Consider the following 21,171-nt stretch of genomic DNA (forward strand, 5'->3'; position numbering starts at 1 on the left):
ATGTCAATTTCTTTTGTTCGAATCGATGATCGAATGATTCATGGCTTAATTACTTTACGTTGGACTAAAGAAATGCCTTGTGATGGCATTATAGCTGTGAATGACAAAGCAGCAAGTAACCCTATTTTAAAGGAAGCATATAAAGCAGCTGCACAAGATAAAAAAACCTTTATTTGGACAATGGCGCATTTTTTTGATGTAAAGGATAAAGTATTAGCGTCTAAGTCAAAATACTTTTTGATTACAAAGAGCCCTTTGGATATGAAAAAAATTTTGGTGGATTGGCATTTTGTTCCAAGTGAAGTAAAAATGATTAATGTTGGACCGGGGAATGATCGCGAAGGGACAATTAAATTAGGGGATAACCAATCCTTTACAGCAGAAGAAGCAGCGGCTTTTGAAGAAATTGAAAAGGCTGGTTACAAAGTGGATTTTGCCTTGTTACCTGATCAACGAATTGGTTCTTGGGCGCATTTTAAAGCTAAATTTGGTTACTGATTCTAGAAGTTTTGAAAAGAGGAGAGTAGTATTATGACAATCAACTGGATACAAGCGGCTATTTTAGGCCTATTTGCTTGTCTGTGTTCAAATTCTTGTATGGCTGGACAAGCGGTGGGAAATTATACGATTGGGCGTCCTTTAGTCGGCGGATTAGTTTGTGGCATTATTTTAGGAGATTTAAAATTAGGAATCGCTTGTGGCGTAGCGATGCAATTAGTTTACATTGCTTTAGTCACACCTGGAGGCACAGTGTCTGCTGACGTGCGGGCAATTTCATATATCGGGATTCCTTTGGCGATGGTGGCGATTTCGACCAAAGGGTTAGATCCACTTGGCGGCTCTGCAGCCGACCTGGCTAAATCGGTCGGCACATTAGTTGGAACGATCGGAACGGTATTATTTTATTCTGTTGCTGCGTTAAATTTAGTTTGGCAATCGTTTGGTTGGAAAGATATAAAAAAAGGCAAGCTTGATCATTTATATGCCATTAATTTTGGTTGGCCGTGGATTTCTCATCTACTTTTTTCCTTTTTGCCAACCGTGATTTTAACCTATTTTGGGGCTACGGCTGTTACAGCAATGAGAGATGCATTACCTATGGATGGTCTTGCAATGAAAACGCTTTTTACTGTAGGTGGCATGCTTCCGTGTGTGGGAATTGCAATTTTGTTACGTCAAATTGTTAATAAGAACATTGATTTTGTCCCTTTTTTTGTAGGGTTCACATTAGCTGCTTCATTAAAACTCAATTTAGTCTCAATAACGATTATTGCGCTTCTTTTTGCTGTAATTTTTTATAAAATTGCTTTGATTAAAAACAATACTAAACTGGTTGATTCAACAGGAAGTCTAACGAATGATGACGAAGAGGAGGACATATGAGATGGAAGAGTTGAAAGCCAATAAATTAGACCAAAAAACGTTAAAGCATTCTTTTCATTTATGGTTTTGGGGAGCGTTAACTTGTTTTTCACAACAGCATATGCAAACCTTCGGCTATCTTTCTTCAATGCTTCCTATTATCAAAAAACTTTATCCAAAACATGAAGACCAAGTGAAAGCCATTCAAGCATATACAGCTTTTTTTAACACAAATCCAATGCTTGGAACGGTCATTGTTGGTGTGACTGCTAGTATGGAAGAGGCTAGAGCAAGTAAGAATGAAATTGATGGAGAAACCATTAATGATATGAGGGCAGGATTAATGGGACCAATTGCAGGGATTGGTGATTCATTAGTTGATGGTACCTTGATTCCTATCTTGTTAGGAATTTCCTTAGGAATGTCCACGGGCGGTTCGCCAATTGGTGCCATATTTTATATTATTGTTTGGACGTTAATTTCCTATTTTGGCCAACGCTTTTTGTATTTTAGAGGCTATCATTTTGGCGATAAAGCAGTAAGTTTCTTAGTTGGGAAAGAAGGAGCCGCCGTTAGAGTTGCTATCGGAGTTATTGGTAGTATGGTTGTCGGTGGGGTCCTTGCATCTTGGGCAAATGTGACTACTTCTTTTAAATTAATAGGTGCTGACGGAAAAGTTTTCCTTAAACTGCAAGATAAAATTGACAGTATTTATCCAGGATTATTAACGATACTTGTTACCTTGTTTTGTTGGTGGTTAATGTCCAAAAAACATGTTTCCGCTATTTGGACGATGCTTATTTTAGTTGTTATTTCTCTCGTTGGCGTTTTATTAGGTGTTTTCAATCCAGGATTAACTTACTGAACAATCACCAAAAAGGACTCTAGCTGTTAGAGCAAACTGGCTTTTGCAGAAAATCGATGCCGAAAAAGCTAATAAATTAAATTATTGTTCTCTAAGACACAGAAAGAATCTTGTGATTAAAATAAAAATATATAAAATAGAAGAAATTTAGAGACTAGCTTCTATTTTATATATTTTTTTGTTTTAGAAATTTAGTGGTTTATTAGAATTTTAGGAAAAATTTTACGAAAAGTGTCGCAAAAATGGCTCCTAAAAACGGTGCAGTTCCGGGAACAATCAACCCATATTGCCAATCATTATTGGTTTTATTTTTGATTGGTAAAAGTTGATAGGCGATACGAGGACCTAAATCACGTGCTTGATTCATTGCGAATCCTGTAGTACCACCTAGCCCCATGCCGATTGCCCAAACAAGCAAGCCAACAGCAATGGGTAGTTGTGTTTCGTAGGAATGTGCAATCGCTAAAATAGATGTTAAAAAAATGAATGTTGCAAAAGTTTCAACAAAATAGTTTCTTGGTAAATTTCGTTGGTTCGGATTTGTAGAAAAAATATTACGAATGGCGATTGGATCGACACTATCGGCGGATAGCTTGAAATGATCAGCATACATAATATAAACAATGACGGCGCCACAAATGCCGCCTAACATTTCAGCGATGACATAGGGAATGAAGTAAGACCATGGAATCATTCCTAAAATAGCTTGAGCGAGGGCCATTGCTGGATTAATACAGACTCCGCCAAAGACGAACAGAACAACAGAGATTCCAAAAGCCCAAGTAGTGATTGCAAACATGTGACCAGAACCAGCGTATTTTGTTCGTTTTAGGACATCGTCGCAGTGAACACCTACCCCAAATACGATCATTAATGCAGTTCCCATAAATTCTGATAAGATATGATGAAACATAAGATAAAGCTCCTTTAATCAATAGTTTTGTTATTTAATGTTTGGACGAGGCGATAGACTTCCTCAATTGTAAAATTATATTGTTTAGCAATTCGTTCACAATCTTGGTATTCAATAGACTCTTTCAATAGGCCATGATAATGATTTTTTTTAATATGGACCTTACCAAAAGGTGTTTCCAAGATTTTGAAAGAACGGTCCATCACACTACGTTCCATTGTTTGAAAACGCATACCAATTGTAGAAGTATGTTTAAAGAGTAGTTCTGTAAAATATTCTTTTTCCTCTGTTGTTGTTAAAACCGTTAATAGAATGGCACTTCGGTTTTTTTTCATATGAATGGGCGTGAAAAAAACATCTAGAGCACCATGTTCCAATAATAGATCCATTACGTAACCTAACTGTTCAGGAGTTTGATTGTCTATATTTGTTTCAATTTTTAAGACTTGGTCATGGTGTTCTGTCCTCTTTTTTTTACTATGTGTTTCAGTAAAGATTGATCCTCTGAGGGCATTGAACTTGCCTGTTTCCCGTTTGCCAAATCCGTAACCTATTTTTTCAATTAATCGTTGTTCTGGTGCGACAAATAGAGGACTAAGTTCTTTAAAAATAGCTAAGCCAGTCGGTGTGACAAGTTCAGTTTTTATCTCAAAGTCTTGTTGAATGATTAAATTCGTTTCTTTACGTAATTCCATCACCGCAGGAACTGGTATTGGCATGACTCCATGGGCAATTGTGATAGTACCACTTCCATCTGTAATTGGCGTTGAATAGACTTGTTCAATTTCTAACTGTTCCCATAGGATAAAAAAGCCAACGATGTCAACAATTGAATCAATTGCTCCGACTTCATGAAAATGAATAGTGTCAATTGTTTGTTGATGCACAGCAGCTTCAGCTTTTGCAATGTCATAGAAAACATTTTTACTATGTTTTTTTACAAAATTGGACAAGTCGCTTTTTTCAATTAATGTATAAATATCTTTTAAATTTCTAGAATGATTATGATGATGTGCATGTTCTTTCGTTTCATGATGTTCATTTTCGTGGTCAGGAGAGAGACTGTGTTTTATACCGTAATCCTTTTTTCCATGTTGTAGGAGAACATCGAAATCTGTTCCGTAAATACAACTTTTAGCAATTCGTTGGGCTTGAATGGTGAACCCATCGATGGGAAGTTTTTTTAATTCGATTAACAGTTTGTTTAAATCCCCGCCTAAGTCAAGCAACAATCCATTTAACATATCACCACTAAGACCAGAAAATGGTTCTAAAAATAAGCTTTTCATAGTGAAGACTCCTTTATTTGATTAATCATACTTGCATTATAAGCGGCACCAAACCCGTTATCTATGTTGACTACACTAACGCCAGAGGAACAACTATTTAGCATTCCTAAAAGAGCAGTCAGCCCTTGGAAATTGCTGCCGTAGCCTATGCTAGTAGGGACGGCAATCACTGGCACGCTAACTAGTCCGCCTAACACGGACACCAGTGCGCCTTCCATGCCTGCAATCACAATAACCGCCGAAGCCTGTTGAATCTCATCTAGGTGAGCGAACAAACGATGAATGCCAGAAACGCCTACATCATAGATACGTTTTATTTGATTCCCGAAAGTTTCTGCAGTGATTGCTGCTTCTTCAGCAACGGACATGTCTGACGTTCCAGCAGTAACTATCGCAATATAGTTTTTTGTTGTAGCCTCCATTTGGTTGATAACGAAACAACGTGCAAGTTCATAGTAGGTTCCATGAGGAAAGTTCGACTCTAAAGGCTGGGCTTTTTGTTGTGAAACGCGAGTAACTAAGATTGTATTGTTTTCTTTTCTTAAGCTATTGATAATTTTGATGAGTTGCTCAATTGTTTTCCCTTCCCCATAAACGACTTCTGGATACCCAGTTCTTTCTTTACGCTGCGTATCAATTTTTGCAAAGTCTAATTCGCAAAAGCCATTTAATTTGTTTGTTGCTTCTTCTAAAGATAATTTTCCTTCTTTAAAAGCTCCTAAAATTTCTTTCGGTTGCATAATACAACGCTCCTTATTCCTGATTTCTCAAGGATCATTATTCTACAATGACAGACAAGCCATCTCGAATCACAGTCACTTTTGCATTTAGACCTTCTCTTTCAAATGCTCGCTCTAACGCTTTATCAAACGTTTTTGCTATTTCCATATGCATCGAAGTGATAAGCTCAGGATCAACAAGATCTGAAACAAAAATTATATGATGATGAACTAAAATTCGCGCTAAAATTTGCGAAGTCCATTGATCTGGCACGGTTTCTAATCGTGGTGTATGGATGGCTGCTTCTAAAAATTCGTTTGGATTTTTAACATTGGCAATATTTTCATAAAAACCTTCACCACCGTGACCATCACGACACCCAGCGACCATAATAATGACACCGCCGTCTTTATTGGTTGCTTCTGCAGCGGTCATCCCTTTAACTGCTTGATAAATGTTTTGATCAAGTGGAAATCCGCCGTTCGTTGAAACCGCAATGTCGCAAGGTATTTTTTTGACACGGGCAATTTCTTTTACAAAGTTACAACCAACTTTATGCGCTTCAATCATATCGCCTGCAAAGGAACCAATAATTTTTTTGTCACCATCTAAAACGACATTAACAATAAAAGCTAGATTCGCTTTAGCGGCAGCGTAGACCATGTCATTATGAATCGGATTATCCGTTAGATTTCCTGTCCGTGAGTTGGAGGAATCAATAAATTCTCCAGAATGGTTAGCCATGATGGTTTTATAAGAAGCAATTCCAGGTAAAACAGATTTACGTCCACCAGAAAATCCTGCAAAAAAGTGTGATTCAATAAATCCTTCGGCCAGAAGTAAATCTGCTTCTGCTGCAATGCGATTAATGATACAATCGCCCCCTGAAGGTAGTTGACCGATTTTGACCATTGAGGAATCATCAGTAGAGATATGCATAACGATTTCTTCATTCTCTACAATCTCTTTACCATATTTGCTAATCAGTTCTTCTCGTGTAGAAGGGCGATGAAAGCCTGTAGCAACTAAAATCCGGATTCTAGCTGTTTTGTTCACTGAACGAATTCTACGCAAAATAATTGGGGTGATAATATGTGAAGGAACGGGACGTGTGTGATCGGAACTAATGAGGACAATGTCTTTTTTACCCTTAGCTAATTCTTCTAATGGAAGGCTTCCAATAGGATTGTCCAGCGATTTTTCGACTGTTTCTTTCTCAGTATATGGATTTGAAAAATGTTCAGCTTTTGATTCGAGAAGCCCAATAAAATTTTTATCGGGAATTCTTGCAGTAATCATTTTCTTGTCATAAGGTAGGTTAATTTCTACCATAGCAATCATCTCCTAAGTAATATTTTACGAGACTAAGTATAATGAAATTTAGGAATCACACAGTCCTTATTGTGGGTAACATTTGCTAACAAAAGGTTGGTGAGAGTGTTTATAATAGTTAACGAATCAAACAGAAACTTAGTCAAAGGAGTGACAATTATGGAGTCAGATTATCTTACAGCTTTCTTAGATAGAAAGAAGACGCCGATTATCAAAAAAAAACGCCATACTTATCTCGCTTATCATGGATTGGAGGAAGCGTACACCTATGTATTAAAGAAAGGGGTCGTTAAGACGAGTATTATTTTAAAGGATGGACGAGAATTTAATCTGTCGTATATTGTGTCTCCTGACATTATTTCATTGTTACGTGATGAAGTATCAAATTATACATCTGCTCCTTTTAATATCCGCATTGAGTCGGAAGAGGCTAGCTTTTATCGGATACCAAGGACTGTATTTTGGGAATATGTTAGAGAAGATGCTGTTCTTCAAGATTATGTACGGGATTACTACCGAGCAAAATTATCGGAGAGTATTAGTTCCTTACAGAATATGACAATGAATGGTAAGAAAGGGGCTGTTTGTACTTTTATTTACCAATTAATTGATTTGTTTGGTGTACAGACAGAGGAAGGAATATTAATTGATTTTCAAGTAACTAATGAGGATATTGCGGGGTTTTGCGGGATTTCAACGAGAAATAGCGTAAACCGAATTATCCATGATTTAAAAGAGGAAAAAGTCATCGATATCAAAAAACAAAAAATTGTGATTTACGATCAAAGTTATTTAGCTGATTATATTGATCGATAAGATAGGAGTCTGACGAACATGCATATTCCAGAAAATTATTTAAGCCCACAAACTTGCGCAGTGATGGGCGCGATTATGGTACCTGTCTGGTACCGCGCGGTAAAAAAAGTTGACGTTCAAATTAAATTAAAAAAAGATACAGGGACCATGTTAGGGATTTCCTCCTCCTTGTCATTTTTAATAATGATGTTTAATTTGCCAGTACCTGGTGGAACAACTGCGCACGCTGTTGGGGCTGTTCTCATCGCATTATTGATGGGACCTTGGGCCGCGACGCTGTCTGTTTCGGTGGCTTTACTATTACAGGCTTGTTTATTTGGTGATGGTGGTATATTAGCTTTTGGTGCAAACGCCTTTTCTATGGCGTTTGTGATGCCATTCGTGGGATATGGAGTTTATAAGCTAGTTACGCGTGTAAAAAAATTTGAAACAATGGGTCTTTTCTTAGCTGGGTATCTTGGTGTAAATGTTGCGGCATTTTCTACTTCTGTATTATTAGGTATCCAACCCTTACTATTCCATGAAGCGAATGGTACGCCACTTTATAGCCCATATGGTCTTTCTATAACTATACCAGCAATGATGAGTGTCCATCTGTTAGTAATAGGAATTGTTGAAGGTCTCTTCACCGTGTGTGTCTATAATTTTGTAAAAAGTGTGTCAAAAGATGCAATTTTTATCGAAGAAAAGAAGAAAAGGACTCCGTTGTTGCGATTAAAGAGACTGTTATTGGTTATGGTAATTTTATGTCCATTAGGTTTGATTGATCATGCCACCGCTTGGGGTGAATGGGATTTATCTGAATTAGTCAAGAATTTAAAACAGAATCATTTGCCTGCGGTACAACCAAAAGGTATGGTGAATGGTTTTTCATTTCATGCACTTTTCAGTGATTACTTTATTCCAGGACTGCCATTAGCACTCGGGTATATTTTAAGTGGCGTAACAGCCATAATCGTTTTTTTACTCATTTTTCGTTTATTTAATGGAAGAAGGCAAAGTTGATGCCTGAATGGATGAAAGAATCTTCCACGTCCTTTGAACCTAATAAAAAAGAAACCTTTATGCTTAAAAATCGAAAAGGAATCCTTTTTTTATTAAATAAATTTCAGGTGAGTGGGAAACGCAATAAGACTATTCTCAGTGATATACACCCAGCAATTCAACTGATCAGTACTTTTTTACTAATTGTTTTAATCAGCACAGCACAAAAAGTTCTTGTTTTGTGGCTCTTAGGCATCTACCTAGGCATGTTACTTTTAGTTGAAAAACCAACTATTCTACGAAACATTGTCAAAAAAGCTAGTATCCTCATTTTGATGCCGCTGATTATCTATTTACCGATCTTTTTTTTAGGTCAATTTAGTTTATTATTTATTGTTCATTTGTTTTTTTTTAGCCATAGCGATTAGTCAATATATGGAAACAACCAACATGAATCAATTTATAGCAGCATTAAAAATCTTTCATTTTCCGAATATAATACTTTTACAATTAGATATTACGATTAAATATATCTTTTTCTTTGGAAATCTCTTAATCCAACTGCTTGCCGCTGTAGAAGCTAGAGCAGTTGGTGGAAATATCCAGTTGAGTACGGGTAGTAATTTAATCAGTCTAATTTCTTTAAAATCTTTTACGTATGGGGAAAAGTTGGACATGGTGATGGAAGCAAGAGGATATACTGGTCAATATTATCGAGTAAAGCAACCATTAAAAACGAAAGATTTTTTGGTTAGTATTGTCTATCTTTTATTTTTCGGGGGGTTGCTTTATTTAGGGAGGAACTAATATGTATCGAGTAAATCATTTGGTTTATCGCTATCAAACGAAGCCTGTTTTTTCGCCTTGTAATTTGGAAATAGCCAGAGGAGAATATCTGGTTTTGATGGGAGATAACGGCAGTGGAAAATCCACTTTTTTAAATTTGCTCGCAGGTTTTTTAAAACCTTCCGAGGGAACGATTTATTTTATGGAACAATCATTAACGGCCTGGAAAAAAGACCCTATTCATAAAAAGAAGTATTATGCTCATTTGGGTATATTATTTCAAGAGACGGACACACAATTATTTAATGCAACAGTTTATGACGAATTGGCATTTGGCCCTAGACAGCTCCAACTATCCGAGCATGAAACAGCAAAAAGAATTAATGATTGTTTGAATTTATTAAAAATTACCCATTTAAGCAATCAAGTACCTTATCAATTATCGGGAGGAGAAAAGAAAAAAGTGGCTTTTGCTAGTCTGTTAGTAATGAATCCAGACGTGTATTTATTAGATGAGCCGTTTGCTGGGTTGACAAAAGAATCGGAAAAATTATTTAAAAAGATAATAAAAAATCTGCATCAACTTGGTAAAACAATTATCCTTTCCACCCATGACTATTTGAGTATTTGCGAGGAAGCTGATTCCATTTTATTGTTTGATTCGGCTGTCACAAGGTACTCAAAGGAAGAGATAGAAGCCAATGCTAACTTGTTACAACATTTAAAACGGTATTAAGTGTACAAATATTGACAATAATTGATACTATGAATCGTGATTTTTTCTAATGTGGAGATGTCTATAATTAATTATGTAAAAGAAAATCAATAGGAGATGGTTTAAATGTCTGTCATGAAAACGAAAGAACAAAATTTAGTTAGCGAATTACAAAAAATGGATAAGTTGGCTGTTGCATATTCAGGTGGAATTGATAGCTCTTACTTGCTAAAAAAAGCTTTGGACACTTTAGGTGCTGAAAATGTACTTGCGGTTGTTGTAAATTCAGAATTATTTTCTGATGATGAGTTTGATAAAGCGGTCGATTTAGCTAATGGATTGGGAGCAAATGTGTTAGGCCTTGAAATGAGCGAATTAGCGGATGATAGAATTGTTGCAAATAACCCTAATAGCTGGTTCTACAGTAAAAAATTATTATATAAAACTATTCGTTCGGCTATTCAGAAAGAGGGATTTGATGTTCTGGCCGATGGGATGATTATGGATGATAATACTGACTTTCGTCCTGGATTAAGAGCAAGAGATCAAGAAGGGGTCATCAGTCCGCTACAACAAGCTAAATTATATAAAATTGAAATACGTCAACTTGCTAAAGACGCAGGTATTTCCAATTGGAGTAAAGTTGCCTCATGTAGCATTGCTTCAAGAATTCCTTATGGCATTAAGTTAACACGCTCAGCTATTGATCAAGTATTTGCTAGTGAAAAATATTTACGGGAAATAGGTTTTCCAATTGTCCGTGTCAGAGCACATCATGATTTAGCACGGATTGAAATTCCAGAAGACAAACTTTCTCTGTTATTAGAAAACAGAGAAAAAATTGCAGATTATCTTAAAAAACAAGGATTTAATTATGTAACTTTTGACTTAGAAGGATTTAAATCTGGCCGAATGAATGATATCCTCACAGAGACTGAAAAAAAGGTTTTTTGTGAATGTTAGACAGATAAGTTTATAAAATTGAGTCGGTGTAACGGAGTCAGGACAGGGGTATTCCGTTACAAAAACCAAGTTTTCTGCTCGATTAGGTCGGTTGTTTTCATTGATTACTCTGCCAGTAGATTATCAACTTTTAAGCCTAGGAAAAATTCCCTTTGGATTTTTCCTAGGCTTTTTGTCTATTTAATCATTTGATATTTGCTAAAAAGAAATTAGCTGTAGAATTTTTTAAGATTACCAGTGATTGTTCAATTTGAGGAAAATAAATGGATTGTTCGGACTGGTTGATTAGTCGATTATTTTTGGGATTCGTGAGTGAAAGTATTTGCTGTGAATAGTTAAATAACTCAGTGTTTAGTGTGTCCGGCCTAACTGGCGTTAATTTTTTTAAGTAGTATTGTGTTTTCATAAGTTCTAAAAGAAGCTCTTCCATAGCAGTTTGCATTTCCAACAGTTGATCATTTAGTTGTTTTTGTTGCATTAAGCTTTCAGCAGAGGCATCGTTACTATAAATAGGAGATTCAAGAACAATTTCTTGAATAGAATAGTTTACTCTACGTTGTACCCGATAAGCTAGTACCCAAGCATCACTAGGCAACGTGGTCTCTTCATTGATTAACGCTAGCAAAATAGAGCTGATCGTTTTTGACCAACTATTGATATTTTTACGTAATACTTGACTATGCCATGTTGGGAAAATAAAAAACATAACAAAAGCAATCAGCGCACCAATAATTACATCAAAAACTCTTGTATAGCCTGCAGAACTACCACCTAATGTGAAAGTTAACCAAGTGGTCACACTTAGCATTAGAAATGCTTGACTTAATTTACGGACGGTTTCATACAATATAACTAGCAAACAAGACAATAGCATTGTCCATAAAGGATTTAGGTTTGTTAAGTTAGCAATTAATTGAGACAAAAAGATGCCTAAACAACCACCTAAAATAGAACCAATAGTTCTTGAAGTGATTTTACCGAGTGTACCATGATAACCTGGCATAACCATTAAACAACCAGAAATAACTACCCAGAATTCGTGATTAGCTAAAGGCAAAGGGTACATGTAATTAAGAATAAGCGAACAAAAATGACACACTAAACCTGTTAAAGCTAAACGAATTGCGAATCTAGCAGAGCTGCCTTTGTAAGAATGAAGGATCTCTTTGGCTTCTGCAAGTCCTTCTTTTGTGGGTAAGAAAGATTTAAATGAGATTTTTTTAAAGGATTGTTTGTTTTGTATCAAAAGGATTGCTGATTTTATTTCGGTGTTTGCTGAAGCAAATTCTTGAAGAGGCAGGGTTAATTGTTCTCCTTTTAAAAAGAGTAGAATTGCTTTTAAAGCAGGAAGATTTTCAGCTGCATTGGTTGAATCTAACGAGCCTGCAATTGCATCTGCTTGTGAAACCAAGGGATAAATCCATGGTGTTTTTTGATGATTGACCCATGGCATCGTTTCAACAGATTCGCGTACTTTTATTCTGAAATGGACATAGCGTGCGGGTTTTCCTTGTGCTAATAAATATAATTGTTCATATAAATCGGCTACTAATTTTCGTGCTTCATTATTTTGCGGCTTAGAATAAAGACAATAGATTAAACAAAGGATGGACATACCTAAAATTATTGCACCCAGACCTTCAAAAGTTTGACCAATAGACAAATTGCCTTTTAATTGCGCACCAGCTAGTAAAGAAATGGTCCCAAAGAGACATCGAATATACAGACCAATACTAAAGTTTCTTACAATCCCCGAAAAATACAAACCAAGGACGAATAATAAAATAATGAATATACTTGACGACTGTAAAAGTATCCCCAGACTGGCACCAAGAAAAATCATTAAAATACCATCTATGGCACTTCTTTGTGGAGAGCTATGTCGTGGTAAGACACAAATTACAGTGCCCAAAAAGCTACCAACATTTACTAAAACAAAAGCGAAAGGAAAGACTATTGTTAGAACAGCACCAACAGCATTTGCAATAATGATACTAAGAACAAGGGCAAACCAGTTCTGTCTTGTATCAAAAGTTAGTATAGGGCGACTATACGCCCAAGATGATTCTAAGAAGACCTCAAAAAAATTTTTGATAGATAATTTCACAAAACATTCCTTCTTTAAAAATTTATTAAAAGCTAAAAAATTATTCCTCTGCTAGTATACACCTCTAAATTTTTTTTTCAAATTTGCTCTTTTTAAGAAAACTCACAATTATAGTCCAACATTAAGTTTAGCCATATATTTTTGTTGAATAAATTCTGTAAGCTCATGCCAACTTTCTTCATTTTCAATGGAATCTAAGTAGAAAATATCTTGATTAGAAGTAGCTTTTTCGAAGGAATCTGTGATGATGATATCCGCATTTGTGAAGTCTTCGGTAATAGAGATTGCGTTTGTATTATATAAGGAGGATAACCGTGTTTTAATAAAATAACTTGCATAAAAATCTTTGATAATTTGTAAATAGATTCTCACTTGTACTTTTTTTTCGGACACAGACAATGTGTAAAGCAGTTGACTGAGTAACTCTAAATGCGTTTCTTGGTGAACTAATTTTGCCACCGTTCGTTTTATTCGATTAAAGTATGCCACATCTGACGGAGTACAAATTTCTGGCTGCGGTAAATAAAGTGTTAAAAAAGTATAATAATTGCCCTCCGTTAAAAAGTACCAAGCATTAAAAATAGAAAGATAGTAAACGTATTGATAATCATGCTGATTTGTCAGTAAGTAGGCTACTTGCTTAAATAATTTTTTTGATAAGACACAATAAGGATGGTTAGATTCTATAAATAATTTTTCTATTTGTTTCGTTTGCTTTTCCGAAAAGATATAAGGGATAAAAATGCGAGATAAAAAATTAAAGTATAAAATTTCAGTTTTTCTTGTTTCGCATTGAATGTCAGCGAAGGAGTGTTCAAGAAAAAATAAAGTCACATGACTGTATTGATTGATCAGAATAAAAAAAGAATGCAGGTTTTTAGAGTGCGGCATCTTTAAGAAGTTTTGTGCACTTGTTCTAGTTTTAAATATCGCATATAAAATATAAAACGCTCTTTTCTTCATTCGGACATTTTTATAGGATCGTTCAAGAAGTTCATCGGGTAGACTTTTTTTTATTTCTTCAAGACTTATTTTAGAAAAAGGCCAAGCCAATTCTTGAAAGGAATCTTGTAGGAAAATGAAAGAAAACACTCGAATCGATAATTCATTGCCAGTTAATTGATAAATACCCTTAATACTAACGATTACTATATCAAAAATTTTAAAAAAGTTATTCAGTTGTTTCGTGATTTTTACCAGATAATGTTCAGAAATATATAAAACTTTAATTAATTCGTTTTTATCAATGGAAGAATGTGTGACCAATTGTACGCAATAATTAAATTGTACATTGTTTTTTAAAAGATTAAGTTTTAACGTGTAGGCGTATTCGACCGCGCTTTTTCGGTACGCTGGATTTACACAAACAATGCCATTATTGTTAGAGACAATAAAATGTTGGATTTGATAAGTATCCTCGAATTCTTGATTTATTTTTATCAGATTTTCTTTGACCGTTCTTTTTGAAATTTTTAAATTGGAAGAAATTTCATTTAATGACGTATGAGCTCGCTTCACTATATAAAATAAAATTTCTAGCTCATTCGTTAGGTAGGATGGAAACATGTTATGGACCTCCAAAAGTAAAATTTAGGTTCATTGTAGTCTACTTTCTTTAAATTTTTGTATTGATATGTTAACACAAGCGCAATAAGAAGCGGCCATCACAATTAATGTACAGCCTTATACATTAATTGTGTGTGGCAAAGCAATTTCAATGTTGATAAGCTAGCAGTAGTTAGAATAATTATTATTTAGTTTCTAATTCCAAAAAAGGTCAAGGTGAGTAAGCAATGAAAAAAATCAACGAACAATTAAAAATGAAAATGCCAACCTACAAAAGAAAAAAAAGCATTGCTTATTTCTTTTACTCTTGTCTACTATTGGTATCGATTTCTTGTTTTTTGAGCGTGCATTTTCAAGAATGCGAGGCAGCTTCGCTCTATCAAGCGGGAGGGATAGCCATTGATTTGAGAACTGATTTACCTTATGGAATGGAGATAAGCCATGACGGTGGTGGTGGTCCTGATGGATCATTTGGAGGAAAATTACACGTAAAATTATACGGAACAGTGGACACTTCTCATACAGAAGCATTGAAGTTTCTTTCTTTTGGTACTGTAGGAATGCAATATGGACTGATGTTTCATTTGCCAGAAAATATAAGTGCAGATAATTTTAAAGCGGCTTATGACAAGGCTTTTGCGGATAATCCAGAAAATTTTTATTCAATTAGTGGACAAAAAAACACACAAATACCAATTGTTAACACAAAAGGAATGCGGACGTTTAACGGTTCTTCAGAAGATGGTTCACCGGGATGGGGTGATCCTGATCAAGATTATAGCGGAATTGATACTGAGCATCAGGTGATGTTTTGTGAACGGGGGGACACTATTAATTTTTCTTTTACTAAACTTTATGAAATTTGGCGACATGAACCTGACAAATCGGCCATAAAATTTGAACTTCATTTTGATTTAGATGTTGCTACTTTAATGAAGGATGGCGATTCAAAGGATTATTCCCTCAATAAAAATTTAACGAAACATCGCTTACCAGTATCAAATGTTTTGTCAGATGGTACTGAAAGTGATCAATTTTCGTTGTCGGCAGATTTTTTTGGTCGAACTTACGAATCAGATACAACGAATACGGTTAATCATAATTGGCTATTGTTTAGTTCGGATATGTGGTTACGTGCGACAAGTTTAGCGGCAGCAGCAAAGCAAGATCCAAATAATTTGAATCATCAAATTATCACTGGAATCACTGGGAAAGTGGCTACTTGGTCTTCTTATATCTCGCCATGGGACAGCGGCGATAAAGACAATCCATTATCCAATTACAATACCCAAGATGCCTCTAAATATCCTGAAATACCTGAAAGCAAAACGATGTTACCAGGGGATTTTTTATCACCAAAGTTTACGATGAACCAAAGACAAGACAATCCGCTTAATTGGACAGATGGGTATGTTGCTCAACGGTTTGCGCGCGTAGTTAATTTTCATACTCACACAGTTGATCCTAAGGCCAATGTGAATGTCTCTTCACAACAACAAAACGGGTTAACAACCTATTTATTTAGTGGCAAAGATGGTTGTGGGCTGCCGTTAGTCAATCCGCCAGGAACGGATTCTTCAGAGCCCACAGATAAAACATATATGCGCGTCACAATAGATCCATACCAAGTGCCAAGTTTAGAAAAGGCAGCTTTTGTTAAAGGTCAAACAACATTTCACCCGCAACAAAAGATACCAGTAGAACTAACCGTTAAGGCTCCGACAACTAGAAAAGTTCAGATTGAAGAAAAAATTTCAGGTGCTGCCCAAACTGATTTTCATAAAATTGGGGAGCAAGATTTAAAAAATTTACCAGTCACAGATGATTGCGTTAGTTTTAACTGTTTAGCAGATGCTTTACCAACTTCAGGAGATTACACATTAACATTTAGAATTCTTGATGTTGATGATACATCTAAAAGCTACTCAAATGAGAAAAGTTTAGCTGTACACATTGATCAAGCGCAAATTAAAGTTAAATCTCAAGATACGGTTTATCAATATACTCAATGGCAACCAGAAAGTGAAGTGACTAGCCTACAAACACCAGATGGTAAAAAAGGTGATTTTCGAGACGTATGTGTCACCATATATAAACTGGACGGAGAGCAAAAGGTCCCAGTAGATGCGGTGGATACAAAAGTGGTTGGTAAATATGAAATTGATTATAACTACCTAGGATTAGAGGCGCAGACTGCACTAGAAGTCATTCCCTCTTCAGCTCATATTGGTGCACATAACGGCAGCTTTTCTGTGGGGACGCCCTTCGATCCAAAACGTCTTTTTGATAGTGCAACAGATAATGATGGACAGTCCATTCCTTATAGTAAGATAACGATTCGCTATACGCCTAAGCAGGTAAACGATGAAGTAGCGGGCATCTATAGAATTACTTATGATATCTCTAAAATAGTAGGTTTTAGTAAAAGTGTTACTGTTGATTGGACCTACTATTACTCTAATCGTCTAGACTTTTATCACTTATCTGAACAACTAATGCCTTTTGAGAACGTAAAATTTAATGGCCAAGATCAAACACAGACATTAAAAAGTTGTGAGATGAACATTGAAGATACGGGGGATCCTAATCGGACAACTGGCTGGCAGCTTGAAGTAGCCTATAATTTAAATGATCAGAAAACACAAGCGTGGAAAGACGCAGGGCTTGATCTCACGCTAAATCCAAAGTCAGTCGATTATGTAACAACTGAGCAAAATATTATGGTTAACGATGAGCAACAATTAGTAGCTGATGTAAGTAACCAATCTATCAAAAATAAAAAAGTTTTGACGAAATTACAATTATTGCCCACATTAACTATTTCAAAAGTCACACCTGCTGATAAATATGAAGCTCAGTTAATTTGGAACTTAGAAGCAACACCGTAAGGGAAGAGGGAATAGCTGTGAAATGGTTTATCTATGATTTATTGTTTGTTGCCTTTATTCTTGGTTTGCCAATTCAAGCACAAGCTGAAGACAAGACAACTGACGCACAAGCTGGCACAAAAGTCATGGTAATAGTGAAAGAGAGTGAGGATATTGTTCCACATCCCAATGAGCTTATACCGCAGACTAACGATATGCCAACTTCACGAGGACAACCTAATTTTTTACCAAAAACAAACGAGATTACGTCTCAAGAGACGCTTTTTGGGATCGTGGTACTCGGAGGTACATTAATCGTCGGACTTTATAAAGAAAAGAGGAAAAATAATGAATAAAAAAATAATTGGTTTAACTGTCACTTTAGGAACGGGGATTTTTTTAATTGGACAACAAACTGTGAATGCGGCTGATAATACCAATACCACAGCGAATGTGTCGGTTTTAGGTGGCGGATTAACCATTACACCATTAGCACAAATTAACTTTGGGACGGTGACAAAAGACGGCCAAGATCATACGCAACCAGATCAAAGCAAGTCGCAACTTATCATTAATGATAATCGTGGGACAACGAATACAGGTTGGTATCTGACAGCGAATTTAGAAGATAAAGGAAAAGGTGTCACTGGCTTAGACGGAATGACACTTCATTTAGACACTAAAAAACCTGACGGATCTTCTGAAAAAGGTACCTTTACGGGCGTTGATTTAACCACAGATGCTTCAACCATTATTTCGCTAGATAAAAGTGATATCCGTTTATCAGACACTGTCACGACAGCCGATTTAAATGCAACGTTAAATATACCTAAAAGTATTGCTGCAAATACCTACTCTGGGACCATCGTCTGGAATGCCATCGATGGAGCACCCGCCTAAGAATTTAACATAAAACGATGTAAGAAAACGAGGCAGATAAATTGAAAAGAATTTTAAAGATACTTTTTATATTGACTATTCTCTGTTTAGGTGGAGCGATGCGTGCCTGGGCAGAGCCGTCTAATACCAATAGTTCAGCAACAATTGACAATGCGAATGCGTATACAGTCACACCCGTTTTCGGAGCAACTCAAAATAACAAAACCAGTAATTTTTTTGATATGACATTAACTCCGAAACAAAAAGATACATTCAAATTAACGATAACCAATACTACGCCGAACCCTCAAAAATTTAAAGTTCAGGTAAATACAGCAACAACAAATAGTAATGGGATAGTTGACTATACAAAAAGTAGCTTTGAAAAAGATTCATCGATGAGTTTGGTACTTAGTGATTTGATTAGTCCTAATAGGAAGGATATTAGTGTTCCTGGTAAACAATCACAAACGATTGATTTTCAAATAACGATGCCAGAAAAGTTATTCTCAGGAATTTTATTAGGTGGAGTGACGATTCGACCTGTAGAGATAGCTGGGGACCAAAGCAAGGGTGGGATTCAAAATGTTTATATGCATACGATTGCTATTCGGGTGAATGAAACAGCAGAGACCATACCTGCAAAATTGGAAAGTGGTTCTGTTAAAATTGGGCAAATTAACCGCCACAATACTGTTTCGATGGAAATTAAAAATCCACAGCGGAAGTTATTGTCAAAAGTCGAAGGAGATTTTTTTGTTAAAGAAAAAGGAACAAACAAAACGATCATTCACGAAAAGAAAAATAATCTGAGTTTTGCACCAAACACAAGGTTTGACCTGCCTATTTTACTGAAAGATTCGTTTAAACCTGGAAACTATAACTATACCATTAAGTTGAAAAATCATGAGGGGAACTGGACGTTCTCAAAGGATTTCACGATAAACAAGAAGCAAGCTGATCAGTATAATAAGCGTTCTGTTGATCATAAAGCCAAAAACCTTCACTGGCTTAAGTACCTCATGGCCTTTTTAATTCTAGTTATTTTAGGTGCCGTCTGCTATATCTTAGGAAAAAAGAAGGGAAAAATGAAGTTGTAAAACCTGCCTTTAAAATAGTTGACAATTATGCAGAAAAAATCATGCCAGTATGAATTATCTATGACATAAGGGAAGAATAGCTGTCTAGCAAGGATAAATTGTCAAATTAGCGTTAATTTACGCAAGTCATTGGTGTTCCTTATTTTGGAAAGTAGTATTATACTATTATTGTTCAATGATTCACAATAGAAACAAGGGGGAAAGAACCATGTATAAAGCAATTGTCGCAGCAAAAGGAAAAACAACAAAAATTGTTGAAAAAGAATCGCGTCCATTGAAAGATAATGAAGCGCGGTTGAAAATGGAAGTCTGTGGTGTCTGTCATACGGATTTACACGTTAAGAATGCAGATTTTGGCGATGTTAGCGGTTGTACCTTAGGTCACGAAGGAATTGGGATTGTGACGGAGGTTGGAAAAGACGTTACTAGTTTAAAGATTGGTGATCGTGCATCTGTTGCATGGTTTTATGAAGGCTGCGGGCATTGCGAATATTGTACTTCTGGTCGAGAAACGCTTTGTCGTTCAGTAAAAAATGCTGGATATACAGTTGATGGTGCCATGGCCGAAGAATGCATCGTCACAGACGGTTATGCGGTGAAAGTACCAGAAAATTTAGCATCAGAGCCAGCTTCCTCTATTACTTGTGCAGGGGTAACAACCTACAAAGCGATAAAAGAATCTGGGATTCGTCCAGGTCAATGGCTAATGATTTCAGGATTAGGTGGGCTAGGTAATCTAGCTTTACAATATGCCAAACATGTCTTTAATGCCAAAGTAGTAGCTGTTGATGTGAATGATAATCAGTTAGCTTTTGCGAAAGAAATGGGTGCTGATCTTTTAATTAATCCAGTTAAAGATCCTGATTTTGCTGCACAACTTCAAAAAGAAATTGGCGGTGTCCATGCAGCAGTAGTTACTGCGGTAGCTAAATCAGCATTTAATGGCGCAGTCGATGCAGTCCGTGCGGGAGGAACGGTTGTCGCCGTTGGATTGCCTGTTGAGACAATGGATTTATCTATTCCACGTCTTGTTCTTGATGGCATTCACGTAGTCGGATCGTTAGTTGGAACCCGTCAAGATTTAAGCGAAGCTTTCCAATTCGGTGCAGAAGGAAAAGTTGTTCCTGTTTGTCAAACACGCCAACCAGAAGAAATTAATGCTATTTTTGAAGAAATGGAACAAGGAAAAATTCGCGGGCGCATGGTCATTGATTTTCGCAGTTAATTTAGTTTTTTAGTGATTCGTTGATTTAATCTGAAAACCATGAAAGGATGGATGGAATGTTTGCGAATCTTACTCTCCGTGAGAGACGACTGCTTAAGCAAGCACAAGTGGGAGCCACAATTAGCTTTATTCTTTTGTTTGTACCAATTCTGACAATCAGTCTTTTGCATACTAGTGACTTATTAGCAAAATGGCTAGGTATAGTTGGGGTAATTATGGTTTTACCATTGTTGTATTTTGCGTGGCAGATTTTAAAGATAGCCTATAAAGATCAAAAAGATAATCCAACGCCTCCTTTATGGGTTCCGAAAGTTTATGGGATTGGGCTTTCGATCAATCCCTATCACCGGTTTGGAAAGTTAATTTTTATATTGCTAGCGGTACTGATAGTTGGCATCATCATTAGTTTGCTTTTCACACCAGCAAGTCAAATCAATCACTAAAAACAATTATTAAACACCCTCTTGCTGAGCAGGAGGGTGTTGATTATTTTTAAATAGACTAGATTTGAGCAACAGGTATTAGATTTTTGAAAAAAGTCTTTCTTTTTCTGATGTGGATATTTTCGCAATAAAATCATCATTATAAGTGAATTAACAGGTTTATCAAGGGTTAATACTTGTTAATGGTGGCTGCTATAATTAACCGTTGACAAACACAAAAAAACCATCATACGATAATT

General features: G+C 36.0%; 21 protein-coding genes. 15 read left to right on the forward strand and 6 right to left on the reverse strand.

Annotated features, from left to right (window positions below):
• Genes IGK86_RS06270 through IGK86_RS06280 form a run of 3 tightly spaced genes read left to right on the forward strand, consistent with a single transcriptional unit; the run spans position 1 to position 2,227 of the window.
• Positions 1 to 498 carry a PTS system mannose/fructose/N-acetylgalactosamine-transporter subunit IIB gene (locus tag IGK86_RS06270; protein WP_002357192.1) on the forward strand — a complete coding sequence of 166 codons (498 nt, stop codon included), beginning with the start codon at positions 1 to 3 and terminating at the stop codon, positions 496 to 498.
• 33 nt (positions 499 to 531) lie between these two features.
• Positions 532 to 1,383, forward strand: a complete 852-nt coding sequence (locus tag IGK86_RS06275; protein ID WP_002357194.1) for a PTS mannose/fructose/sorbose/N-acetylgalactosamine transporter subunit IIC — start codon at positions 532 to 534, stop codon at positions 1,381 to 1,383.
• On the forward strand, positions 1,358 to 2,227 hold the full coding sequence (locus IGK86_RS06280) for a PTS system mannose/fructose/sorbose family transporter subunit IID (protein WP_438742171.1): 870 nt from the start codon (positions 1,358 to 1,360) through the stop codon (positions 2,225 to 2,227). The genes IGK86_RS06275 and IGK86_RS06280 overlap by 26 nt, the downstream gene beginning before the upstream one ends.
• Positions 2,228 to 2,429: 202 nt before the next feature.
• Here the strand turns inward: IGK86_RS06280 and larD are convergent, their stop codons facing one another.
• The 4 genes from larD to larA are packed head-to-tail and all read right to left on the reverse strand — an operon-like array spanning position 2,430 to position 6,481.
• On the reverse strand, positions 2,430 to 3,140 hold the full coding sequence (gene larD / locus IGK86_RS06285; protein ID WP_002357197.1) for a D/L-lactic acid transporter LarD: 711 nt from the start codon (positions 3,138 to 3,140) through the stop codon (positions 2,430 to 2,432).
• Positions 3,141 to 3,154: 14 nt separating this feature from the next.
• The gene (larC, locus tag IGK86_RS06290; RefSeq protein ID WP_002394542.1) at positions 3,155 to 4,429 is read right to left on the reverse strand and encodes a nickel pincer cofactor biosynthesis protein LarC; all 1,275 of its coding nucleotides are present in this window, start codon (positions 4,427 to 4,429) and stop codon (positions 3,155 to 3,157) included.
• Positions 4,426 to 5,169 carry a nickel pincer cofactor biosynthesis protein LarB gene (gene larB, locus IGK86_RS06295; RefSeq protein ID WP_016616918.1) on the reverse strand — a complete coding sequence of 248 codons (744 nt, stop codon included), beginning with the start codon at positions 5,167 to 5,169 and terminating at the stop codon, positions 4,426 to 4,428. Before larB ends, larC begins: the two co-directional genes overlap by 4 nt.
• 37 nt (positions 5,170 to 5,206) lie before the next feature.
• The gene (larA, locus tag IGK86_RS06300; protein ID WP_438742173.1) at positions 5,207 to 6,481 is read right to left on the reverse strand and encodes a nickel-dependent lactate racemase; all 1,275 of its coding nucleotides are present in this window, start codon (positions 6,479 to 6,481) and stop codon (positions 5,207 to 5,209) included.
• A gap of 159 nt (positions 6,482 to 6,640) precedes the next feature.
• On the opposite strand from larA, the gene IGK86_RS06305 reads away from it, so the two are divergent.
• The 6 genes from IGK86_RS06305 to larE all read left to right on the forward strand — a co-directional run bounded on the left by IGK86_RS06305 (position 6,641) and on the right by larE (position 10,745).
• Positions 6,641 to 7,297: a Crp/Fnr family transcriptional regulator gene (locus IGK86_RS06305; protein WP_002361998.1), complete on the forward strand. Its 657-nt coding sequence runs from the start codon at positions 6,641 to 6,643 to the stop codon at positions 7,295 to 7,297.
• A gap of 18 nt (positions 7,298 to 7,315) precedes the next feature.
• Positions 7,316 to 8,302, forward strand: coding sequence for a cobalt transporter CbiM (gene cbiM / locus IGK86_RS06310; protein ID WP_002374603.1), 987 nt, complete (start codon positions 7,316 to 7,318; stop codon positions 8,300 to 8,302).
• Entirely contained in the window at positions 8,302 to 8,709 is a 408-nt protein-coding gene (locus tag IGK86_RS06315; RefSeq protein WP_438742175.1) for a hypothetical protein, read from the forward strand. Before cbiM ends, IGK86_RS06315 begins: the two co-directional genes overlap by 1 nt.
• 22 nt (positions 8,710 to 8,731) lie before the next feature.
• Positions 8,732 to 9,088: a CbiQ family ECF transporter T component gene (locus IGK86_RS06320; RefSeq protein ID WP_438742177.1), complete on the forward strand. Its 357-nt coding sequence runs from the start codon at positions 8,732 to 8,734 to the stop codon at positions 9,086 to 9,088.
• 1 nt (position 9,089) lies between these two features.
• Positions 9,090 to 9,803, forward strand: a complete 714-nt coding sequence (locus IGK86_RS06325; protein ID WP_002361995.1) for an ABC transporter ATP-binding protein — start codon at positions 9,090 to 9,092, stop codon at positions 9,801 to 9,803.
• A gap of 105 nt (positions 9,804 to 9,908) precedes the next feature.
• A complete protein-coding gene (gene larE, locus IGK86_RS06330; protein ID WP_016616915.1) occupies positions 9,909 to 10,745 on the forward strand; it encodes an ATP-dependent sacrificial sulfur transferase LarE in 837 nt (278 codons plus the stop codon).
• Between the two features lie 184 nt (positions 10,746 to 10,929).
• Here larE and IGK86_RS06335 read toward each other — a convergent pair whose 3' ends face one another.
• On the reverse strand, positions 10,930 to 12,852 hold the full coding sequence (locus IGK86_RS06335; RefSeq protein ID WP_025193985.1) for an FUSC family protein: 1,923 nt from the start codon (positions 12,850 to 12,852) through the stop codon (positions 10,930 to 10,932).
• Positions 12,853 to 12,960: 108 nt separating this feature from the next.
• Complete coding sequence (locus IGK86_RS06340) at positions 12,961 to 14,418, reverse strand: helix-turn-helix domain-containing protein (protein ID WP_010710266.1); 1,458 nt, start codon at positions 14,416 to 14,418, stop codon at positions 12,961 to 12,963.
• 227 nt (positions 14,419 to 14,645) lie between these two features.
• On the opposite strand from IGK86_RS06340, the gene IGK86_RS06345 reads away from it, so the two are divergent.
• The 6 genes from IGK86_RS06345 to IGK86_RS06370 all read left to right on the forward strand — a co-directional run bounded on the left by IGK86_RS06345 (position 14,646) and on the right by IGK86_RS06370 (position 20,932).
• Positions 14,646 to 17,306: a bacterial Ig-like domain-containing protein gene (locus IGK86_RS06345; RefSeq protein ID WP_159150457.1), complete on the forward strand. Its 2,661-nt coding sequence runs from the start codon at positions 14,646 to 14,648 to the stop codon at positions 17,304 to 17,306.
• Positions 17,282 to 17,641, forward strand: coding sequence for a hypothetical protein (locus tag IGK86_RS06350; protein WP_016616911.1), 360 nt, complete (start codon positions 17,282 to 17,284; stop codon positions 17,639 to 17,641). The genes IGK86_RS06345 and IGK86_RS06350 overlap by 25 nt, the downstream gene beginning before the upstream one ends.
• Positions 17,634 to 18,185: a hypothetical protein gene (locus IGK86_RS06355; protein ID WP_002357217.1), complete on the forward strand. Its 552-nt coding sequence runs from the start codon at positions 17,634 to 17,636 to the stop codon at positions 18,183 to 18,185. The genes IGK86_RS06350 and IGK86_RS06355 overlap by 8 nt, the downstream gene beginning before the upstream one ends.
• A gap of 98 nt (positions 18,186 to 18,283) precedes the next feature.
• A complete protein-coding gene (locus IGK86_RS06360) occupies positions 18,284 to 19,264 on the forward strand; it encodes a DUF916 and DUF3324 domain-containing protein (RefSeq protein WP_016616909.1) in 981 nt (326 codons plus the stop codon).
• A 208-nt stretch (positions 19,265 to 19,472) separates the two neighbouring features.
• Positions 19,473 to 20,489, forward strand: a complete 1,017-nt coding sequence (gene adhP / locus IGK86_RS06365) for an alcohol dehydrogenase AdhP (RefSeq protein ID WP_010817394.1) — start codon at positions 19,473 to 19,475, stop codon at positions 20,487 to 20,489.
• A gap of 47 nt (positions 20,490 to 20,536) precedes the next feature.
• The gene (locus tag IGK86_RS06370; protein WP_002361986.1) at positions 20,537 to 20,932 is read left to right on the forward strand and encodes a hypothetical protein; all 396 of its coding nucleotides are present in this window, start codon (positions 20,537 to 20,539) and stop codon (positions 20,930 to 20,932) included.
• Positions 20,933 to 21,171: the final 239 nt, after the last annotated feature.

It is taken from the genome of Enterococcus sp. DIV1206, assembly GCF_051712485.1.
Classification (GTDB): domain Bacteria; phylum Bacillota; class Bacilli; order Lactobacillales; family Enterococcaceae; genus Enterococcus; species Enterococcus faecalis.

Bases quoted from the DNA above. Each gene is read 5' to 3' on its own strand.
- IGK86_RS06270 (WP_002357192.1), top strand. From the start codon at position 1: ATGTCAATTTCTTTTGTTCGAATCGATGATCGAATGATTCATGGCTTA.
- IGK86_RS06275 (WP_002357194.1), top strand. From the start codon at position 532: ATGACAATCAACTGGATACAAGCGGCTATTTTAGGCCTATTTGCTTGT.
- IGK86_RS06280 (WP_438742171.1), top strand. From the start codon at position 1,358: ATGATGACGAAGAGGAGGACATATGAGATGGAAGAGTTGAAAGCCAAT.
- larD (WP_002357197.1), bottom strand. From the start codon at position 3,140: ATGTTTCATCATATCTTATCAGAATTTATGGGAACTGCATTAATGATC.
- larC (WP_002394542.1), bottom strand. From the start codon at position 4,429: ATGAAAAGCTTATTTTTAGAACCATTTTCTGGTCTTAGTGGTGATATG.
- larB (WP_016616918.1), bottom strand. From the start codon at position 5,169: ATGCAACCGAAAGAAATTTTAGGAGCTTTTAAAGAAGGAAAATTATCT.
- larA (WP_438742173.1), bottom strand. From the start codon at position 6,481: ATGGTAGAAATTAACCTACCTTATGACAAGAAAATGATTACTGCAAGA.
- IGK86_RS06305 (WP_002361998.1), top strand. From the start codon at position 6,641: ATGGAGTCAGATTATCTTACAGCTTTCTTAGATAGAAAGAAGACGCCG.
- cbiM (WP_002374603.1), top strand. From the start codon at position 7,316: ATGCATATTCCAGAAAATTATTTAAGCCCACAAACTTGCGCAGTGATG.
- IGK86_RS06315 (WP_438742175.1), top strand. From the start codon at position 8,302: ATGCCTGAATGGATGAAAGAATCTTCCACGTCCTTTGAACCTAATAAA.
- IGK86_RS06320 (WP_438742177.1), top strand. From the start codon at position 8,732: ATGAATCAATTTATAGCAGCATTAAAAATCTTTCATTTTCCGAATATA.
- IGK86_RS06325 (WP_002361995.1), top strand. From the start codon at position 9,090: ATGTATCGAGTAAATCATTTGGTTTATCGCTATCAAACGAAGCCTGTT.
- larE (WP_016616915.1), top strand. From the start codon at position 9,909: ATGTCTGTCATGAAAACGAAAGAACAAAATTTAGTTAGCGAATTACAA.
- IGK86_RS06340 (WP_010710266.1), bottom strand. From the start codon at position 14,418: ATGTTTCCATCCTACCTAACGAATGAGCTAGAAATTTTATTTTATATA.
- IGK86_RS06345 (WP_159150457.1), top strand. From the start codon at position 14,646: ATGAAAAAAATCAACGAACAATTAAAAATGAAAATGCCAACCTACAAA.
- IGK86_RS06355 (WP_002357217.1), top strand. From the start codon at position 17,634: ATGAATAAAAAAATAATTGGTTTAACTGTCACTTTAGGAACGGGGATT.
- IGK86_RS06360 (WP_016616909.1), top strand. From the start codon at position 18,284: ATGCGTGCCTGGGCAGAGCCGTCTAATACCAATAGTTCAGCAACAATT.
- adhP (WP_010817394.1), top strand. From the start codon at position 19,473: ATGTATAAAGCAATTGTCGCAGCAAAAGGAAAAACAACAAAAATTGTT.
- IGK86_RS06370 (WP_002361986.1), top strand. From the start codon at position 20,537: ATGGATGGAATGTTTGCGAATCTTACTCTCCGTGAGAGACGACTGCTT.